The 18,434-nt window shown below is 67.6% G+C and carries 18 protein-coding genes; 13 read left to right on the plus strand and 5 right to left on the minus strand.

Features of this window, described 5'->3' with window-relative positions; genetic code table 11:
- The first annotated feature begins 143 nt into the window (after nucleotides 1-143).
- Entirely contained in the window at nucleotides 144-899 is a 756-nt protein-coding gene (locus IC535_RS17890) for a helix-turn-helix transcriptional regulator (RefSeq protein ID WP_228885487.1), read from the plus strand.
- On the opposite strand, the gene IC535_RS17895 is transcribed toward IC535_RS17890, so the two are convergent.
- Entirely contained in the window at nucleotides 818-1,708 is an 891-nt protein-coding gene (locus IC535_RS17895) for a sterol desaturase family protein (RefSeq protein WP_228885486.1), read from the minus strand. The two genes, IC535_RS17890 and IC535_RS17895, sit on opposite strands and share 82 nt — an antisense overlap.
- A gap of 247 nt (nucleotides 1,709-1,955) precedes the next feature.
- Between IC535_RS17895 and imuA the strand changes: the two genes are divergently transcribed.
- The 6 genes from imuA to IC535_RS17925 all read left to right on the plus strand — a co-directional run bounded on the left by imuA (nucleotide 1,956) and on the right by IC535_RS17925 (nucleotide 9,642).
- Entirely contained in the window at nucleotides 1,956-2,573 is a 618-nt protein-coding gene (imuA, locus tag IC535_RS17900; RefSeq protein WP_228885485.1) for a translesion DNA synthesis-associated protein ImuA, read from the plus strand.
- A 6-nt stretch (nucleotides 2,574-2,579) separates the two neighbouring features.
- Complete coding sequence (locus IC535_RS17905) at nucleotides 2,580-3,995, plus strand: Y-family DNA polymerase (protein ID WP_228885484.1); 1,416 nt, start codon at nucleotides 2,580-2,582, stop codon at nucleotides 3,993-3,995.
- On the plus strand, nucleotides 3,992-7,093 hold the full coding sequence (locus IC535_RS17910) for an error-prone DNA polymerase (protein ID WP_228885483.1): 3,102 nt from the start codon (nucleotides 3,992-3,994) through the stop codon (nucleotides 7,091-7,093). Before IC535_RS17905 ends, IC535_RS17910 begins: the two co-directional genes overlap by 4 nt.
- Before the next feature lie 581 nt (nucleotides 7,094-7,674).
- Nucleotides 7,675-8,190, plus strand: a complete 516-nt coding sequence (locus tag IC535_RS17915; protein WP_228885482.1) for a hypothetical protein — start codon at nucleotides 7,675-7,677, stop codon at nucleotides 8,188-8,190.
- A 95-nt stretch (nucleotides 8,191-8,285) separates the two neighbouring features.
- Nucleotides 8,286-9,065: a YggS family pyridoxal phosphate-dependent enzyme gene (locus tag IC535_RS17920; RefSeq protein ID WP_228885481.1), complete on the plus strand. Its 780-nt coding sequence runs from the start codon at nucleotides 8,286-8,288 to the stop codon at nucleotides 9,063-9,065.
- Nucleotides 9,066-9,201: 136 nt separating this feature from the next.
- Nucleotides 9,202-9,642 carry a hypothetical protein gene (locus IC535_RS17925; protein ID WP_228885480.1) on the plus strand — a complete coding sequence of 147 codons (441 nt, stop codon included), beginning with the start codon at nucleotides 9,202-9,204 and terminating at the stop codon, nucleotides 9,640-9,642.
- A 101-nt stretch (nucleotides 9,643-9,743) separates the two neighbouring features.
- On the opposite strand, the gene IC535_RS17930 is transcribed toward IC535_RS17925, so the two are convergent.
- Nucleotides 9,744-10,655: a LysR substrate-binding domain-containing protein gene (locus IC535_RS17930; protein ID WP_228885479.1), complete on the minus strand. Its 912-nt coding sequence runs from the start codon at nucleotides 10,653-10,655 to the stop codon at nucleotides 9,744-9,746.
- Nucleotides 10,656-10,754: 99 nt separating this feature from the next.
- Here IC535_RS17930 and IC535_RS17935 point away from each other — a divergent pair, with 99 nt between their 5' ends.
- A complete protein-coding gene (locus IC535_RS17935; RefSeq protein ID WP_228885478.1) occupies nucleotides 10,755-10,982 on the plus strand; it encodes a hypothetical protein in 228 nt (75 codons plus the stop codon).
- 177 nt (nucleotides 10,983-11,159) lie between these two features.
- Here the strand turns inward: IC535_RS17935 and IC535_RS17940 are convergent, their stop codons facing one another.
- Nucleotides 11,160-13,340 carry a hypothetical protein gene (locus tag IC535_RS17940; RefSeq protein ID WP_228885477.1) on the minus strand — a complete coding sequence of 727 codons (2,181 nt, stop codon included), beginning with the start codon at nucleotides 13,338-13,340 and terminating at the stop codon, nucleotides 11,160-11,162.
- A gap of 247 nt (nucleotides 13,341-13,587) precedes the next feature.
- Complete coding sequence (locus tag IC535_RS17945) at nucleotides 13,588-13,989, minus strand: RidA family protein (RefSeq protein WP_228885476.1); 402 nt, start codon at nucleotides 13,987-13,989, stop codon at nucleotides 13,588-13,590.
- 127 nt (nucleotides 13,990-14,116) lie between these two features.
- On the opposite strand from IC535_RS17945, the gene IC535_RS17950 reads away from it, so the two are divergent.
- From IC535_RS17950 to IC535_RS17970, 5 genes are all read left to right on the plus strand, one after another.
- On the plus strand, nucleotides 14,117-15,043 hold the full coding sequence (locus IC535_RS17950; RefSeq protein ID WP_228885475.1) for a LysR family transcriptional regulator: 927 nt from the start codon (nucleotides 14,117-14,119) through the stop codon (nucleotides 15,041-15,043).
- A complete protein-coding gene (locus IC535_RS17955) occupies nucleotides 15,024-15,458 on the plus strand; it encodes a hypothetical protein (protein WP_228885474.1) in 435 nt (144 codons plus the stop codon). The genes IC535_RS17950 and IC535_RS17955 overlap by 20 nt, the downstream gene beginning before the upstream one ends.
- Nucleotides 15,459-15,668: 210 nt before the next feature.
- Nucleotides 15,669-16,946, plus strand: coding sequence for a GTP pyrophosphokinase (locus tag IC535_RS17960; RefSeq protein WP_228885473.1), 1,278 nt, complete (start codon nucleotides 15,669-15,671; stop codon nucleotides 16,944-16,946).
- Between the two features lie 276 nt (nucleotides 16,947-17,222).
- On the plus strand, nucleotides 17,223-17,411 hold the full coding sequence (locus IC535_RS17965; protein ID WP_228885472.1) for a hypothetical protein: 189 nt from the start codon (nucleotides 17,223-17,225) through the stop codon (nucleotides 17,409-17,411).
- 108 nt (nucleotides 17,412-17,519) lie between these two features.
- Nucleotides 17,520-17,939, plus strand: a complete 420-nt coding sequence (locus tag IC535_RS17970; RefSeq protein ID WP_228885471.1) for a hypothetical protein — start codon at nucleotides 17,520-17,522, stop codon at nucleotides 17,937-17,939.
- A 24-nt stretch (nucleotides 17,940-17,963) separates the two neighbouring features.
- On the opposite strand, the gene IC535_RS17975 is transcribed toward IC535_RS17970, so the two are convergent.
- Complete coding sequence (locus IC535_RS17975) at nucleotides 17,964-18,362, minus strand: hypothetical protein (RefSeq protein WP_228885470.1); 399 nt, start codon at nucleotides 18,360-18,362, stop codon at nucleotides 17,964-17,966.
- Nucleotides 18,363-18,434: the final 72 nt, after the last annotated feature.

Genomic DNA, 18,434 nt, shown 5'->3' on the forward strand with positions numbered 1-18,434 from the left:
TGTTCTTTGGTTACTTTCTTGCACGAGCAAGAAAGTGACTCGCGCCCCGCAGGGGCACGAAACGCTTTTGAAGCTATCCGCGAAGCGGAAGCAGCGATACCGCACCGTGAGCTACCCTGTCCCCGTCTGGCAAGGGATGTACCGTGGACCGCTTCAACCCGCACTGGGCCGGCAGCTTGCTGCTTGGCCGTCATTTCGCCTTGCTGCAGGGCCATGCCGGCACCACCGGCGCGCATGCGCACTATGCGCACCAACTGCTGCTGGCCAGCGACGGCCAATGGCTGATCCAGGGCGAACACGGCCACCAGCGTGGCCAGCGCCTGCTGCTGCCCTCGTTCCAGTCGCATGCAGTGCTGGCTGTCCCCGCGCAGGGCTGCACGCTGTGGCTGGAACCCAGCCATGTCGACCTGCCGCAGGTGCAGGCGCAGCTGGCGACGCTGCCGTGCGACCCGCCTGCGTTGCTGCCGCGCCTGCTGCCGCTGATCGCCACCGCACCGCGCGATCCGCGCCTGCAGGCGGCCTTGGCCGAACTGGATGCACGGCTGCCCGAACGTGTGCCGGTGGCCGCCATCGCCAATGCCGCGCACCTGTCCGAGAGCCAGCTGCACCGGCGTTTCCAGCAGGACCTGGCAGTGTCGCTGCGTGGCCTGGTGCTGTGGCGCCGGCTGCGCGAGGCGCTGGTGCAGGTGATCGACGGCCACAGCCTGACCACCAGCGCGCATGCCGCCGGCTTCGCCGACCTGGCACATTTCTCGCGCAGCCTGCGCCGCATGTTCGGCGTGCATGCGCAGCACCTGGCCGGATTGCGGCTGCACCACTACCGCGATGACGGCAACAAGCCCGGCGGCGGCAGCGGCGGCGGGTCATGCGGCAGCGCCTGGAACGGCGCGCACAGCTGACCCAGATAGTCCTGCGGATACTCCGGCTGGCTGCCGATGCCCAGGTCGTCCACCCGCATGCGGTAGCGGGCATCGAATGCCGTGCCGAGCAGATGGTCCCAGACGGTCAGGAACAGACCGAAATTGACGTCGCCGGCACTGCCGTAGCGCATGTGGTGGAAGCGGTGCAGCGGCGCCCATGCCATCACCTTGCCCAGCCAGCCCGGGCGCATGTCCACGTTGGAATGCTGCAGCAGCAACTGGATCGCGATCGCGAACGCCAGCACCGCCGCCACCGGATAGGGCATGCCCAGCAGCAGCAACGGCAACACACCGCCCAGTGCCTCGGCGGTCTGGTGCAGCGGGTGCTTCATCAGCCCATTGAAGCCGTACATGCGGGTCACGCTGTGGTGCACCGCATGCAGCCGCCACAGCCAGGCCCAGCGATGACTGGCGTAATGGACCAGGGTGATGCCCAGGTCGGCGGCGATGATCGCCAGCAGCAGTTGCCAGCCAAAGCTCCACTGCTGCGGCCACAACTGCCATGGCACCCACGCCGCTACCAGCGGGATCGCCCCGATCGCCAGCAGGTTCAGCCCTTCATTGACCAGCGCATGCATGCCATCGCGGCCGGCATCGCCCCGGTTCTGGTTGAACGCCGGGTCGTACGGCCACCACCGCTCGGCCATGAAAGACACCGCGATGGCGACGGCCAGCAAGGGCAACAGCCATTCCGCCGCGCCCTGCCGATAGCCCACCCACCACGCCGCCAGCCCCACGAACCCCAGCAGGAACCCCGGCGCATATACCCTCAACCACCCTTGTTTCATCGGTTTGCTCCCTGGAAGAGCGGCCATCCTCGCGGCAGGGGCTGGCGGCAGGCTTGAACAAACCGCGCATGAAGCATTCATCTGCCCGACGACGTTCACGCATCCCCGCCAAGATCGTTAGCATTTTTACTAATTGCAGGTAGGATTGTCGCTCCCGGCCCTTGACGCCCGTGCCATCGCCCTTTCCCGCCATGCCCTTGCCCCACGCCCGTTTCCGCCTGTTCCCGCCCTGCCGGGAGCTGCCCTGATGGGCGCGGTGCTGGCCCTGGACCAGCTGCTGGAAACCCGCAGGGTCTGGCGCGGGCAACCGCGCAGCGCGCCGCCCGAGGCAGCCCCGCACCCCACCGGCCACCCGGCCCTGGACGCGCGCCTGCCCGGCGGCGGCTGGCCGCCCTCGGCGCTGTCGGAGGTACTGCTGGCCGCGCCCGGCCAGGGCGAGCTGGCGCTGGTCTGGCCGGCACTGGCACGGCTGAGCCAACAGCAGCAGACCGTGGTGCTGGTGGCCCCGCCGTACCTGCCGCATGCCCCGGCCTGGTCCCGCGCCGGGCTGGCGCTGGGCCAGGTGCAGGTGGTCCAGGCCACCGCGCGCGATGCGCTGTGGGCAGCCGAACAATGCCTGCGCTCGGCCGCCTGCGCGGCGGTGCTGTGCTGGCCGCAACAGGCCGACGACCGCGCCCTGCGCCGGCTGCAGGTAGCCGCCGAAACCGGCCAGTGCCTGGGCTTTGCCTTCCGCGACGCGCGCCAGGCACGCAACCCCTCCCCCGCACCGCTGCGCCTGCACCTGCAGGACGGCCAGGTGCGCGTGCTCAAGTGCCGCGGCGGGCTGGCCCCGGCGCAGGCCCTGCCGCTGGCCCGGGCGCATTGAGCGGCCATGGACTGGGCCTGCCTGTTGCTGCCACAGCTGGCCCTGGATGCCGCACTGCGCCAGCAGCCCGACCCGGACGCGCCGCTGGTGCTGGTCAGCGGGCCGGCGCAGCGCCGCGTGCTGCATGCGGTCAGCCCGGCCGCGCGACGGCTCGGCCTGCGCCGCGGCATGCTGCTGTCGGCCGCGCAGGTGCTCACCGGCACCCTGCTCACGGTCGAGCATGACCCGCGCGCCGAGCAGGCCACCCGGCAGTTCTTGGCCAGTTGGCTGTACAGCATCAGCTCGCAGGTCAGCCTGGCCTTTCCGCATGCGCTGGCCCTGGAAATCGGCGCCAGCCGCGCCCTGTTCGGCGATTGGCCGGCAATCGAAAAACGCCTGTGCGACGGTCTGCACGAGCTGGGTTTCCGCCATCGCCTGGTCGCCGCGCCCAATCCGCATGCAGCCTGGGCGTTGACCCGCGTGCATGCGCGGCTGGGGGTAGGCGCCGACCAGCTGGAGGCCGCCCTGGCGCAACTGCCGATCGAACGCAGCGGCCTGCCGGACGAGGCGGTCACGGTGCTGGCGCGCTCGGGCCTGCGCACGCTGGGCGCGGCGTTCGGGTTGCCGCGCGAGAGCCTGGCCCGGCGCTTCGCGCCGCAGGTACTGGCCCACCTGGACGCGCTGCGCGGCATCAGCACGCCGCCGTTGCGCTATTTCCAGCCACCGGACCGGTTCGATGCGCGCATCGAGTTCGAGTACGAGATCCAATCCACCCAGGCCCTGCTGTTCCCGCTGCGCCGCCTGACCGGCGACCTGGCCGCGTTCCTGTGCTCGCGCGATGGCGGCGTGCTGCGCTTTGACCTGTGGTTCGAACACGACCAGCATCCCGACACCCGCCTGTGCATCGGCCTGCTCGCCCCCGAGCGCGATGCGGCGATGCTGTTCGAGCTGGCGCGCAACCGCATCGACCACCTGCAGCTGCCGGCCGGCAGCCGTGGACTGCGCCTGCAGGCCGACCATCTGCCCCCGTTCGTGCCGGCCGCACGCGACCTGTTCGACCCGCGCCCGCAGCAGGCATTACCGTGGGAACAGGTGCGCGAACGATTGCGCGCGCGGCTCGGCGATGACGCCGTACAGGGCCTGGGGCTGCGCGCCGAACACCGCCCCGAGCGCGCCAGCGGCGATGCCCGCAACGCCGCCAAGGGCGCCCCGCCGCCACTGCCGCTGCGCCCGGGCTGGCTGCTGCCGCAGCCGCAGCCGCTGCACGACCCGCACCTGCGCATCGTCTCCGGGCCGGAACGGATCGAATCGGGCTGGTGGGATGAAGGCGATATCCGCCGCGACTACTACGTGGTGGAAACCGCGCACGGCCAGCGCGGCTGGGCCTACACCGTCGCCGATGCGCGCGGCGGGCCGTTCATGCTGCACGGCTGGTTCGCATGAGCACGCCCCTGCCCGGCTACGCCGAACTGCATTGCCTGTCGGCCTTCAGCTTCCAGCGCGGCGCCTCCACCGCCGAGGAACTGTTCGCGCGCGCCAAGGGCCAGGGCTACACCGCGTTGGCGATCACCGACGAATGTTCGCTGGCCGGCATCGTGCGCGCCTGGCAGGCCGCCCGGAAGCACGAGCTGGCGCTGATCACCGGCGCCGAATTCCAGCTGGAGGACGGCCCCAAGCTGGTGCTGCTGTGCACCGACCAGGCCGCCTATGCCGGGTTGTGCCAGCTGATCACCACCTGCCGCCGGCGCGCGCCCAAGGGCGAATACCGCTGCCTGCGCGAGGATTTCGACGCGCTGCCCGACAGCCTGCTGTGCCTGTGGCTGGACCGCGCGCCCAGCCCGGACGATGCCGCCTGGCTGCAGGCGCGCTTCGCCCAGCGGCTGTGGCTGGCGGTGGAACTGCACCGCCAGGCCGATGATGCGCAGCGGCTGGCCATGCTGCAGCGCTTCGGCCACGACCACGGCATTGCGCTGGTGGCCAGCGGCGATGTGCACATGCACCTGCGCCGCCGCCGCGCCCTGCAGGACACCCTCACCGCGATCGGCCACCACTGCACCCTCGCCGAGGCCGGCTGGCGGCTTTTCCCCAATGGCGAACGCCACCTGCGCACCCGCCAGGCCCTGGCCGCGCTTTACCCGCCCGAGCTGCTGGCCGAAACCCTGCGCATCGCCGCGCGCTGCCACTTCGACCTCAAGCAACTGCAATACACCTACCCGCGCGAACTGGTTCCGGCCGGGCACGATCCGGCCAGCTGGCTGCGGGTGCTGGTGGAGGAAGGCATGCAATGGCGTTGGCCAACGGGTGAAACGCCCCAGCAGCGCCACCAGATCGAACACGAGCTGGCGCTGATCCACACCAAACAGTACGAGTCCTACTTCCTCACCGTGCACGACATCGTGCGCTTCGCGCGCAGCCAGCAGATCCTGTGCCAGGGCCGCGGCTCGGCGGCCAATTCCTCGGTGTGCTACGTGCTGGGCGTGACCGAGATCGACCCCAGCGACATGGAACTGCTGTTCGAGCGTTTCATCTCCGCCGAGCGCGACGAGCCGCCGGACATCGACATCGATTTCGAACACGAGCGCCGCGAGGAAGTGCTGCAGTACGTGTTCAACCGCTATGGCCGCGAGCGTGCGGCATTGACCGCCGTGGCGATCAGCTACCGTGGCCGCAGCGCGGTGCGCGATGTGGCGCGCGTGCTCGGCCTGCCGCCGGACCAGGTCAACGAACTGGCCGCCTGCCTGGAACGCTGGAGCAACCACGAACCGCTGCCGGAGGCGCTGCGCGAGCGCGGCTTCGACCCGGACACGCCGCTGATGCGGCGGGTGGTGGCCCTGACCGGCGAACTGGTCGACTTCCCGCGGCATCTTTCCCAGCACCCGGGCGGTTTCGTGATTTCCGAACATCCCCTGTCCACGATGGTGCCGGTGGAAAACGCGGCCATGGCCGGCCGCACCGTGATCCAGTGGGACAAGGACGACCTGGATGCCACCGGGCTGATGAAGGTCGACTGCCTGGCGTTGGGCATGCTCACCGCGGTGCGCAAATGCTTTGCGATGCTGGAGGCCCATGGCGAACCGGCGATGAGCATGGCGAAGATTCCGCCAGGTGATGGCCCCACCTACGACATGATCTGCCGCGCCGACACCCTGGGCGTGTTCCAGATCGAATCGCGCGCGCAGATGGCGATGCTGCCGCGCATGCAGCCGCGCTGTTTCTATGACCTGGTGATCGAAGTGGCGATCGTGCGCCCCGGCCCGATCCAGGGCGACATGGTGCACCCGTATCTGAACCGGCGGAAGAAAATCAAGGAAGAAGGCATCGAAGAGATCGACTACCCGCCCGCGCTGGAGAAAGTGTTCAAGCGCACCCTGGGCGTGCCGTTGTTCCAGGAACAGGTGATGCAGCTGGCGGTGGCCGCCGCCGGTTTCACCGCCGGCCAGGCCGATGCACTGCGCCGCTCGATGGCCGCCTGGAAGCGCCATGGCGGGCTGGAGCCGCATCGCGACCGGCTGCTGGCCGGCATGGCCCAGCACGGCCACAGCCGCGAGTATGGCGAACGCCTGTTCGAACAGATCAAGGGCTTCGGCAGCTACGGCTTCCCGGAAAGCCACGCCGCCAGCTTCGCGCTGATCACCTATGTCAGCTGCTGGCTCAAATGCCACCACCCCGCGGCGTTCGCCGCCAGCCTGGTCAACAGCCAGCCGCTGGGCTTCTACAGCCCCGACCAGATCCTGCAGGACGCGCGCCGCCACGGCGTGCCGGTACTGCCGGTGGACGTGCGCCACAGCGACTGGGACTGCACGCTGCTGCCCCCGCGCGCAGCAGGCCAGCCGTTCGGCATCCGGCTGGGGCTGCGCCTGATCGACGGCTTCAACGAAGCGGTAGCCAACGCGCTGGTGCAGGCGCGCGCCTGCCTGCCGTTCGACAGCGTGGCCGATCTCAGCCAGCGCGCGCGGCTGGACCGCCGCCATCAGGGCCTGCTCGCCGATGCAGGCGCCCTGAAGGGCCTGAGCGGGCACCGCCACCGCGCGCGCTGGGAGGTATCGGGGGTGGAAAAGCCGTTGCCGTTGTTCAACGCCGCCCGCGCCACCGTCGAAGCCAGCGTGGCCTTGCCGCCGCCCACGGCATTTGAGGACATGCAGGCCGACTACAACAGCACCGGCACCACCCTGGGCCGGCACATGGTGGCCTTCATCCGCGCCCAGCTGCGCCAGCGCCGCTGCCAGCGTTCGGACGAACTGGCCGCGCTGCCGCACGGGCGCAGCGTGCGCTTTGCCGGGCTGGTGCGCATGCGCCAGCGCCCGCAGACCGCCAGCGGGGTCACCTTCCTTACCCTGGAAGACGAATGCGGCATGGTCAACGCCGTGGTCTGGCGCAAGATCGCCGACCGCCAGCACCGCGTACTGGTGGAAGCGCAGCTGATGCAGATCGACGGCCGCCTGGAACGGGTGGAGGGCATACAGCACCTGATCGTGCGGCAGATGCACAACATCGATGCGCTGATCGAGGGCGTGCGCACGCACAGCCGCGATTTCCATTGAACCGCGCGCAGGTAAACGCATGACCCGTGCCGGAGCTGTCTTTGTTCCGGGGCCATGCCACCAATGAATGTTGCACAGGCTATCGGCAGTCGATTGGGATGCGGCCCTACCAACGCCCGTGGCGAGCGGGCGTTGCGCTCCGCTGTAGGGTTCCCAAACGACTGCCGATAACGCGCATCGGCGCGGCGAAGCCAAGGCCCGTGGCGAGCGGGCGTGGCGCTCCGCTGGTAGGGTCGGTTCCCAAACGACTGCCGGTAACGCACATCACTGCAGCGAACGCATGACCCGTGCCGGAGCTGCCTTTGTTCCTGGGTCATGCCACCAACGAACGTTGCGCAGGCCATCGGCAGTCGATCGGGATGCGACCCTACCAGGGCCCGTGGCGAGCGGGCGTTTCGCTCCGCTGGTAGGGTCGGTTCCCAAACGACTGCCGGTAACGCGCATCGGTGCGGCGAACGCATGACCCATGCCGAAGCTGCCTGTGACCCAATTCGCATTCGCAGCAAATACAGACTTTCCCGACTGGTGTCGCAATTGACACTTCCGGTATTGTCGCTGCCTTCCAAGGATCCGGAGCCACCATGTCGCGCGCCCTCACCCTCACTACCCTGGCCGTTTCCAGCCTTGCCTTGCTGGTGTCCGGCTGGACCGCGCTGCGCCTGCACCAGACCCAGGCCGAAGACCGGGTGATCACCGCCCGCGGCCTGGTGATCGAGGATGGCAACGGCCAGGCCCGGATGATCCTCGGCGCCCCGCTGCCCGACCCGCTCCGCCAGGGGGTCTCGCAGGGGCCGCGCCCGTCGCCGTTGTCGGGGATGATCCTGCTCGGCGCCGACGGCTCCGAACGTGGCAGCTACGGCACCGCCGATGTCGGCGATGAGGCCACCTTGACCCTGGACGATGCCAGCGGCACCACCGAAGTGTTCAAGGTCACCGCCAATCCCGACCGCGGCGCCACCCTGGTGATCAAGCACCAGAACAGCACCGGCGCCATGTTGACCTCCTGGCAGGGCAAGCCCGAACTGATCTTCCTCGGCGACAACGGCCAGTCCCATTACCTGCGGCCCAGCACGCCCAATACGCCCAGCGCGCCCTGAACCGGCACCGGGCGCGCCTGCGTCCGGATGCCGCAGGCGCCGCGCAGGCCTATGCCACCATGGGCGCCCCTGGTCGTCCCCCTCCGGTACCGTGCATGCCCATCGTCCCTCCCGACTGGCCCCAGGCCAGCACCGTCGAGCAGATCCGCCACAACCTGGCTGTCGTCGGCCAGCGTATCGATCGGGCCTGCGCATTGGCCGGCCGCGACCGGTCCAGCGTGCGCCTGCTGCCGGTCAGCAAGACCGTCGATGAAGCACGCCTGCGCCTGGCCTGGCAGGCCGGCTGCCGCGAGCTGGGCGAAAACAAGGTGCAGGAAGCCCAGGCCAAGGCCGAAGCGATGGCCGACCTGCCGATCCGCTGGTCGGTGATCGGCCACCTGCAGACCAACAAGGCGCGTTATGTGGCGCGCTTTGCCAGCGAGTTCCAGGCGCTGGACAGCCTGCGCGTGGCACAGGCGCTGGACCAGCGCCTGGCCCTGGAGCAGCGCACGCTGGACGTGTTCGTGCAGGTCAACACCTCCGGCGAGGCCAGCAAGTACGGCCTGGATCCGATCGAGGTCGCCGATTTCATGCAGCAGTTGCCCGCCTTCCCCAATCTGCGCGTGCGCGGCCTGATGACCCTGGCGCTGTTCTCTTCCGATCCCGAGCAGGTACGCCCGTGCTTCGTGCGCCTGCGCGAACTGCGCGACCGGCTGCGCCCCACCCTGCCCGCCGGGATCGGCCTGGACGAGCTGTCGATGGGCATGTCCGGCGACTTCGAGATCGCCATCGAGGAAGGCGCCACCGTGGTGCGGGTGGGCCAGGCGATCTTTGGCGCGCGCAGTACCCCGGTCAGCTTCTACTGGCCCACACCCGCGCCGGCAGCGCAGCCCTGAGCCTGAGCACGCGGACCCGCTTGCCAACGCCGCCAGCGCCGCCCCGGAACGATAGAATCCCTCGTGGCATCGGCCGCGGTCATCCGTTCCTGGCCGATGCATCCAACCACCACGCAGTACAGTCCCAGGGGAAATGATGAAGACAACCTTCTTTGCCATCGGTATGGCCATCGCGGTCAGCGCATGCGGGACCACCCCGATCAACACCAGCACGGCGCGCGCGACGCCGGCCGAGCGCATCTACGCACCGGAACTCATGCAGGCTGCCGATGACAAAGTGGAGTTGATCGTTGCGCGTGACGCCGGCGCCAAGGGCAGTGCCTGTCTGACCGCGGTGTACCTGGATGGGAAGAGGGTATCGACCATCGCCAGCGCGGAAAAGATCGTCTTCCATATCGCGCCCGGCAGGCACATCCTCGGCACCGGTCCCAATCCCGAAGGCAAGGCGCTGTGCCGTGTCGGCGCCGAAAGCATGCGACGGGAAACGGAGATCATCGCCGAGCTGGGCAAGCCACTGAAATATCGGCTGGCCTTCGGCGCCAGCGGCGAAATGGCGGTCATGCCCACCGCCTTCTGAGGCAGCGCAGGCGCTGCCGCGCCGTGCGCCTGCGTGAGCTGCCGGCTGGCGGCTGACCACCCGGCAGGCCGGCATCGATCCACGTCCGGCTCCTGCCCCGGTCAGCCTTCGGCCGCCTGCCCCAACCGCGCCATGTGCTGCGCATGCTCGCTGGCCTGCGCGTGCAGCCACGCGCGGAAGGCCAGGAACCCCTGGTGGCTGGCCGAACGCGGCGGATATACCAGCCAGTGCGACCAGCGTGTCTTCAGCCGCTGCGGCGACAACGCGATCAGCTGCCCGGAATCGAGCAGCAGCCGCGCCCGGGTCACCCGGCCCAGCGCCACGCCGATCCCATCCAGCGCGGCGCGGTGGTGCGATTCGGAATCGTTGAGCATGGCCACGTAGCGCGTGGGCGCGGTATCGCCGACCAGCGCGAACCAGCGTTGCCACTCGCCATCGGGATCGCCCAGCAGCGGCCACTGCGACAACGGGCGTGCGTCCACCCCGCCCATCTTCTGCACCAGTGCCGGGCTGGCCATCGGCATCAGCCACTCGTCGAACAGCGGCTCGGCATGCAGGCCGGTCCACTGCCCGGCGCCCACCCGCAACGCCGCATCGACCTGCAGCTGGCGCTCGAAATCGGTGAGCCGTTCACTGGATTCCAGGTTGATCTCGATATGCGGATGGGCCGCCACGAAATGGCCCAGCCGTGGCACCAGCCAGTTGGAGGCCATCGACGGCAGCGCGCTGACCGTAAGCACCCGGTCGTGGCGTGCGGCGAACGGCTGGAACGCCTGCCCGATCGCGTCCAGGTGCGGCCCGACCTGATCGAGCAGGCGCTGGCCTTCCGGGGTGAGCTTCACCCCACGCGCCTGGCGCAGCAGCAGCGGATAGCCCAGGCGCTGTTCCAGCTGGCGCATCTGGTGGCTGAGCGCGCTGACCGTCAGGTTCGCCGCTTCGGCGGCGCGGGTCAGGTTGCCCAAGCGCGCTGCGGCTACGAAGTTCTGCAGGGCCAGCAGGGGCATCCGGGACATTGCGTCTTGAATCCTGTTCAAGGCTGGGTTGCGGAAATGTCGCTTTTCCGTCGTCCATGCTGCACTTATCGTCAACGCCACTCAAGTGGAGGCGGTGATATGAACATCTACAGCGGCTTGTTGTTCCTGCACGGACACATCGCCGATACCGACCTGGCGCAGCGGCTGGGGGACGGCGACGTGGATGGGACCGCACCGTCCCGGCAGGGTGGGAATCGGGGTGACGGTGTCGGCGGGGTGGCGTCATCCACGCATGGCGTGGATCTACGGGGCGACGGCTTCGGCGGGGTCGCGCCGTCCGCGTGTGGCGTGGATTCACGGCGATAGGGTTTCGGCGGGATCGCTTCATCCACGCATGGCGTGGATCTACGGGCGGTGGCTTCGGCGGGATCGCTTCATCCACGCATGGCGTGGATCTACGGGCGACGCCATCCACGCACGCCGGGGTAGATCCACGCCATGCGTGGATGTCCGTCCGAGCCGATAATCCCGGCCGCATCGCGCCTAGGGCGCCGCCTGCTTCTGCGACGGCAACAGGCGCGGCCGTTCGGCGTACCAGTCACGCGCACCGGCCAGGTGCCAGCGACGCTGCTCGCCGTCCAGTTCGATGCCCGCGCCCAGCAGGCCCCAGCGCAGGTACATGTCGCCGCGCCGTTGTGCATGGCCCAGGTCCAGCCGCGCGCGCAGCGAGAGCCGTGCGTTCTCCGCCTGCAGGTCGTCCAGTACCAGGTGTTGGCGGCGCCAGCGCAGCTGCCCGCTGGCCTGCACCTGCCCCGAATCGAGCAGGCCCAGCACCCAGCGCGGGTACTCGCTGCGCTGGGCGAACAGGCCCAGCAGCGGGCCGGCGTCGCGCAGCTGCAGGTCCGCGCGCGCATCCACCTGGAACGGTGCGGCCGCATCGATATGCCCGCTGCGCACCGCCACCTCGCCCCACCAGCGGCCGTCGTCGGCCTGTTCGCCGGCATGGATGTTGCGCAGGCTCAAGGTGGTGCCGCCCAGGTCGAACTGGCGGCTGTCGAAGTCGGCACGGCGCACCCTGGCCTTGAGCCGGGCATCGCCACGCAGGGCCAGGCCGGCCACCTGCACGCGGGCGCCGCGCCCACGCAGGTCCGCACTGCCCTGGCCGACCCGGCCGGATGCATCCAGCGTTACGTCGCCGCTGAGCAGGCCGCTGCCGCCAAGCAGGCGCACGTTGTCGTTGGCCAGGTAGCGGTTGTAGGCGGCCAGGTCGGGCACCTGCGCATCGCTGAAGTTCAGCCGCGCGCGCACGCCATCGCGCAGCTGCTGCAGGCGCGCGTCGCCGTGCAGGGTCAGCGCCATCGCGCGGCCGTCGAACAGCAGCGCGTCGGGCGCATCGGTCGGCGCGGCGCGGAAGCGTGGAATCTGCACCTGCAGCTGCACCTGCGGCGGTTCGCCGTCGACGATGCGGCCCAGCGCATGCGCATCACCGTACATGCGCACGCCGGCTACCTCGGCTACCGCCGCCACCTGCGGAATCTCCAGCCTGCTGCCCGGCGCCAGCTGCCCATCGGCGATCTGCAGTTCGCCCTTGAGCAGGCCACCGCCATCGAGGTGGAACCACGGTTTGCGCACGAACAGGTCCGCTATCCAGTTCAAGGACTGGAACTGCCATGCGCCGCGCACCTGCCCGGTCAGCCGCGGCAGCAGCTCGGCCGGTGCACCGAATGGAATCTTCGTACCCGTCACGCGCAGGTCGGCATGCAGTTCGCTACCGGTTTCCGGGTCGCGCGGCAGGCGGGCCTGCACGCGCATGTCCTGCGCCACGTCCAGCTGCAGCGACAGCAGGCCGCGGTCGGGGGCGTGCACGCCGGCGTGCACCGGCACCCGCCACACCACCCGCCCGCCCGGTTGCAGCACGCCACGGTCCATCACCAGGTCGGCATTGAGCCGCGCGGTGGACGGCACGCTGCCCAGCCTGACGTGCGGGCCGGCGGTATCGATGGCGATGGCCTGGCTGCGCGCATCGATCTTCAGCTGCGCCCAGGTGATGTCGAACTTGCCCAGGCCCGGTGCTTGATCACGGTAGTGGCGCGGGAAATGGAAGCGCGCAGCCAGCTGCGCGTCATCGAGCAGCTTCATCCCGTCCAAGCTGACCGTGGCCTGCTCGAAGCCGGCGGTGGAATCGAACAGTTCCGACGGGCCGCCCTTCAACTGCTTGAGGAACCCGACCGTGCCGTGGCCCTGGCCGGCGACCAGCAGCCTGCCGAAGCGGCCACTGCGGATCGAGTCGCTGTGGATCGCATCGAAGCGCAGCGTCCAGCCACGATCGCCGCGTGGCGGCGGCGGGATCGCCTTGTCGCCCCGCTCGATCTCCGCCTCCACCCCGCTGGCATCGATGCGCGGGATGCGTACTTCGCGGCGGAACAGCGCCACCAGGTCGATCCAGGCGCCGGCCCGGTCGGCGCGGAAGATGTACACGGTGTGGTTGGCCTGGCCGCGCATGCGCACATTCCAGACGATGGCATGGCCGGGCAGCAGGGTCAGCCCCGGCCCGGTCTGCATGCTGAACTTTTCCGGCTTGCGGTTGGTCACCGCATCGAACAACGGCGTATTGAGGAACACGTTGCCGGCAAGCAGGTACAGCGCGTACAGCACCAGCAACGTGAGCAACGCCAGGCGCCACGGCCGGGGCCAGCGCCGGACGCGCTCGGGAATCAGGGGCATGAAGGTGTGCGACGAAGCCGAAGGACAATCCACTATCGGCAAGTAGCCCGCGCAGCGGCGTGAAGGCCGGCAATGTTGTGCGAAACACATGCCCACCGAGGCACGCAAGGGCCCGGCCCAGGATGACGGTACGCGCGGTGGGCGCTAGGCTGCATGCGCTTGCCCCCTCGAAAGGCCGCCATGACGCAACGCTACGCCCCATTCCCCGCAATCGATCCTGCGTCCCCGCAGCCGGGCAGCGCGCCGATCAGTGGGCGTCCGCTGGAAGTTTCACGATCACCTTGATCTCCACATCGAAACCATACAGCCAGGTCACACCGATACCGGTCAGGGCCGGATACGGCGCATGCCCCCAGAACTCGGGCACCACCGCCCACACCCGTTCGAAAGTCCGCTCCGGGTCGACCAGAAACACCGTTACATCCACCACGTCGTCGAAGGTGCAGCCGGCCGCGCCCAGCACCGCGTTGAGGTTGGCGAACGCACGCCGTACCTGCGCCTCCAGCTCCGGTTCGGGTGAACCATCCTCGCGGCTGCCGACCTGTCCGGACACGAACAGGAAACCATTGGCGCGCACCGCCGGCGAGTAGCGGTTACGCTCGTACAGGGCCTGCCGGCCCGGCGGAAAGACCACGTCACGGATAGCCATCGTTTTCTCCAAGGGCGCAGCGCCCGTCACTGAAGCCCTCACGTTAGGCGCAGCGCGGCCTGCGATAAACGCCCCACAGTGGCCATCACTGTTTGTAGAATCCAAACAATTCCCGGTCGGAGCAGCGATGGACAGGTTCGACGCGATGCAGGCCTTTGCCAGGGTCGTGGAAACCGGCAGCTTCACCCAGGCCGCGCGCACCCTGCACATGAGCCGCACCACGGTCACCCAGCTGGTGCAGCAGCTGGAAGCGCGACTGCGGGTACGCCTGCTCAACCGCACCACCCGCCGGGTCAACGTCACCGCCGACGGCGCGGCGTACTACGAACGCGTGCAACGCCTGCTGGCCGATCTGGATGACGCCGAAACCAGCCTTTCCAGCGCCGCTGCCGCGCCGCGCGGGCGGTTGCGGGTGGATGTGCCCGCGCCACTGGCCCGGCTGGTGCTGGTCCCCGCCCTGCCCGCTTTCGTGGCGCAGTATCCGGACATCCAGCTGGACCTTGGGGTCAGCGACCGCGATATCGACCTGATCGACGAGAACGTGGATTGCGTGATCCGCGGCGGCCAGATCACCGACCAGTCGCTGGTCGCCCGCCGCATCGGCGACCTGCAGGCCGGGCTCTTCGCCGCGCCGGCCTATCTTGATGCCATCGGCGTGCCGCGCCATCCGGCCGAGCTGGAAGCCAGCCCGCACCACATCGTCGGCTACCTGCGGTCGCGCAACGGCAAGGTGGTGCCCTACACCATGCAGCATGGCGCGGAACAGATCACCGTGAACGGGCGCCACCTGCTGGCGGTCGATGACGGCAACGCCTACCTGGCCGCCGGCGTCGCGGGGCTGGGCGTGCTATGGCTGCCCCACTACATGGCCGCGCCGCACCTGGCCAGCGGCGAACTGGTCCGCCTGTTCGCGGACTGGCGGATGCCGCCGATGCCCCTGCATGTTGCCTTTCCACCAAACCGCCACGTCAGCGCCAAGCTGCGGGTGTTCATCGATTGGGTGGCCGCGCTGATGGCGCAGGTAGCGCCGGTCGATGGACTTGCCGCCCGCTGATCGCTGGTCGCTCCCTATTGCCACAGGAAACCTCATGCATTACTGCCTGCACATTGCGCTGCTCGCCCTGTCCGCCGTTGCCGTCCCGGCGCTGGCACAGACACCCGATGCGGATGCGGCGGCCACGCCGGATCCGTTCCTGACCGCCCTGCTGGACTGCCACTTTGGCTACGCCCAGCAGCACCATCGCAGCAGCGCCAGCGCCACCGAGATTGCTGTGGCGGCCGCCTCGCACTGCGAGCCAGCGCTGCAGGCCGCGGGCCTGGATACCTATCGCCGCGCACTCGCGGCGGGGCTGCCGGTGCAGAGCGCCGAGGAATCGCAACAGAAGATCCTGGCCGAACTGCGCGCGATGCTGCCGGGCTTCACCCTCGACAAGGTGATCGGGTTCCGCGCGGCCGAGGCCGGGCGCTGAGCGCAGAATAAAGAAACATCGCAACACAGGGCGTCGAAGCCTTCCAAAGCATCTAGGAAGTCACGCCCATAAGAGAGAGCATGCATCCTCCAAGACGATCGTATCCTCGTAGAGCTTCGGACTACCTACGCTTGATCCCGTCGCCCCCAAAACTTTAGTCTTGGCAGGCATCATACTCAGAACAGAACGCCTCGCAGGAATCATTTGAACATGGAGATGAAGATGGAGATGGATCTCGTCGCGGCGTTCATCGCTCGGTACCGAAAGGAGTTCGACTTCTATGAGGAGTCCTGTCGCATAGTCGCGCAGCTCCTTGAGTCGAACCTCAGGTCTGCTGGGCTTAGGGCTATTGTAACTTCCCGAGCGAAGAACCCCGCAAGACTAGAAGTGAAGGTACGGCAACGCGCTAGTACTGCAAGCTATAGAACTGTAGATGACATCTATGAGGACATCATCGATCTTGCCGGCGTTCGCGTTGCGCTGTACTTTCCCGGCGAGAGGCAAGAGGTGGGAAAGATCATTCGAGACCTGTTTTCTCTAACTAAAGAGGCAAAGGACTTTCCAACTACGGCAGCGCCCTCTTACAAGAAGCGATTCTCCGGCTATTGGGCTACTCACTATCGAGTACGCATCCCAGAAGTATCGCTCAATGAGGCACAGAAGAGGTATTCAGAGGCCAAGGTGGAGATCCAAGTCGCATCCGTACTCATGCATGCCTGGTCCGAGGTCGAGCACGACCTTGTTTACAAGCCGTTGCAAGGAATTCTTTCAGATGAAGAGTACGCGATCCTGGATGAGCTGAACGGACTCGTACTCTCCGGCGAAATTGCCCTCGAACGTCTTCAGCGAGCAGGAGAGCTAAGGGTCTCTACATCGGGGCGCGAGTTCTCCAATCACTATGATCTCGCTGCTTCGCTCCTTGATTTTGCTAGAGCAAATCTCAACGGAATGAATGTCAACGAGACGGCAATAGGGCGGGTTGACGAGCTTTTCGGCCTACTCAAAGCGGGCGAACTGAACACCCCGGATCGGCTGAAGGAGTATATTGCAGCATTGCACTCGGATTTCGAAAAGCGACCGATTTCGGAACAGGTCATTGATCAGATACTCGCAGATCATCCCGAGCTTTACCCAACTTACGAAGGAATTCGGGCATCTGACGGATCCACCCTCTCCCCGTTGGGCGCGGCTTCACGAAGCTCGCAGGAAGGCGCGATTGGTGAGTTTATGTCCCTATGGATCCAATACGAAAAACTTCTGCGCGACCGCGCCATCAAGGCAGGGGAAACTTCCAGGGGATTATCTTGGTCGAGACTTCCGTCTGCGATGAAACTATCCACGAAGGACCTCGTATTGGCGGATCGAGTTCGCCGCTTTCGGAATCAACTTGTTCACGGAATCGAAGTGCCAGACAGTGAGACAATAATTGCGACCGCCAAAGAACTACGCACTCTACTGCACAGCCTTCAACGAAAATCGAATGGTTGAATCATCCAAGGACAATTGACACAACGCTGCCGCCAGAATAATGACATTCCGTTTAGACGACGGGCCAATGACAGCCCCGCAGCAGCCTTGGCACAAAAGGCAGGCGAGCAATGGGGCTGGACGGGGGTTCTTACGATACAACTTGGTAGCTCAGTGCCAGAGCGCACGCCTGCAACCATGAGCGATGTAGTAGACGCGTAACGGCAATGGGCGTTCACCCTAATCAATCTTCTCGCACACATTCAGCACTAGCATGTCAATCAAGGAGTTACATGGATGATAGAAGTCGAGCACGACGGAAAGACGTACAGGGCAGAGTTCGACTTGGTCGATAACATTCTGACGGTGCATGGTGACACCAGATCTGAATCAACCCAACTGGGCGGGCTACCTGCAATCAAGGTTGCGCATTTCCTCCTGCGCAACCTCATCGGGCGCGGGGATGTACAGCCGGTCGAAGAGTAGTTTCCTTTGCCACCACCACCAAACCTGATCACCTTGCCGGAGGGATGCACCACCGGGCTGCGGGTTGCACCGCGTTGGCCTGCGTCGCAGGTGCATCTGCAGCCAGTCGTGCTGGCCCGGCTGCTCGACGCGCAGCGGCAACTGCCACCGACGATCCAGTTGCTCCTGACCCGTGGCTACGAGCCCGGCGGCGGCGGCCTGGGCAGATTCCGCGGCCTGTCACGGCGGCTCGGCATTGCGCTGTTCCGTGCCTGCTACCCGCGCCGCCACGACGAGGTCGCCGCCATCTTCGGCACCAACGGACACGATCTGGACGGCCGCCACGTGGATGTTTCCATCGTGCTGGATGGCCGGCGCCTGCGCCTGCTGCCACTGGGCGTATTCACCTCACTGCCCCTGCAGCAACGGCGCATCGCCCGTCATGCCTCGGCCATCCACGCGGTAAAGCAGGCGCTGCTGGTGTGCGGCTTCGAGATCCACCCCAACGCCACCGAAAGCCTGCAGATCCACTGCGACTACCTCGCCTGAGCGCGGCCTGCTGGGGCCGCGCCTTCAGCGCGAGGCAGCGCGCCGCTCAACGTCCGGCAGGATCGCCGGCGCGGCCGTGCGTGCATAACGCCCATCCTTGGGCATGGCGCTGATCACCAAGGTGCCGCCGCGGCAGACATCCACATTGGCATAGACCACGCTGCGCCCGTTGCGGAAGCCGACCTGCAGGTCGTAGCGGCAGCCGGCATCGGCAACGCCCACCGTGGTCGCGCCGCCACCACCGGGCAGCGCGTCGATGGACATGTCACGGAACCGTCCGCTGCCGGCCGGTGCGACCGCCAGGGCGGTAACGCTGTCGTGCGCGCGGTTGAGCAGTGCCAGGTAGCGCAGGCCTTCGGCCGCAGGGGCAGCGGTGGTAGTGGCGAGCAGCACGGCAACGGCGGTGGTTTGGATCAGGGACATGGCGGGGCGCTCCGGTCGGATGGGAAGGCCGGCCGGGCTTGCAGCAGCCCGGTCCGGCGCCTGCATCACGCG

Source organism: Stenotrophomonas rhizophila (assembly GCF_020857975.1).
Classification (GTDB): Bacteria; Pseudomonadota; Gammaproteobacteria; order Xanthomonadales; family Xanthomonadaceae; genus Stenotrophomonas; species Stenotrophomonas rhizophila_C.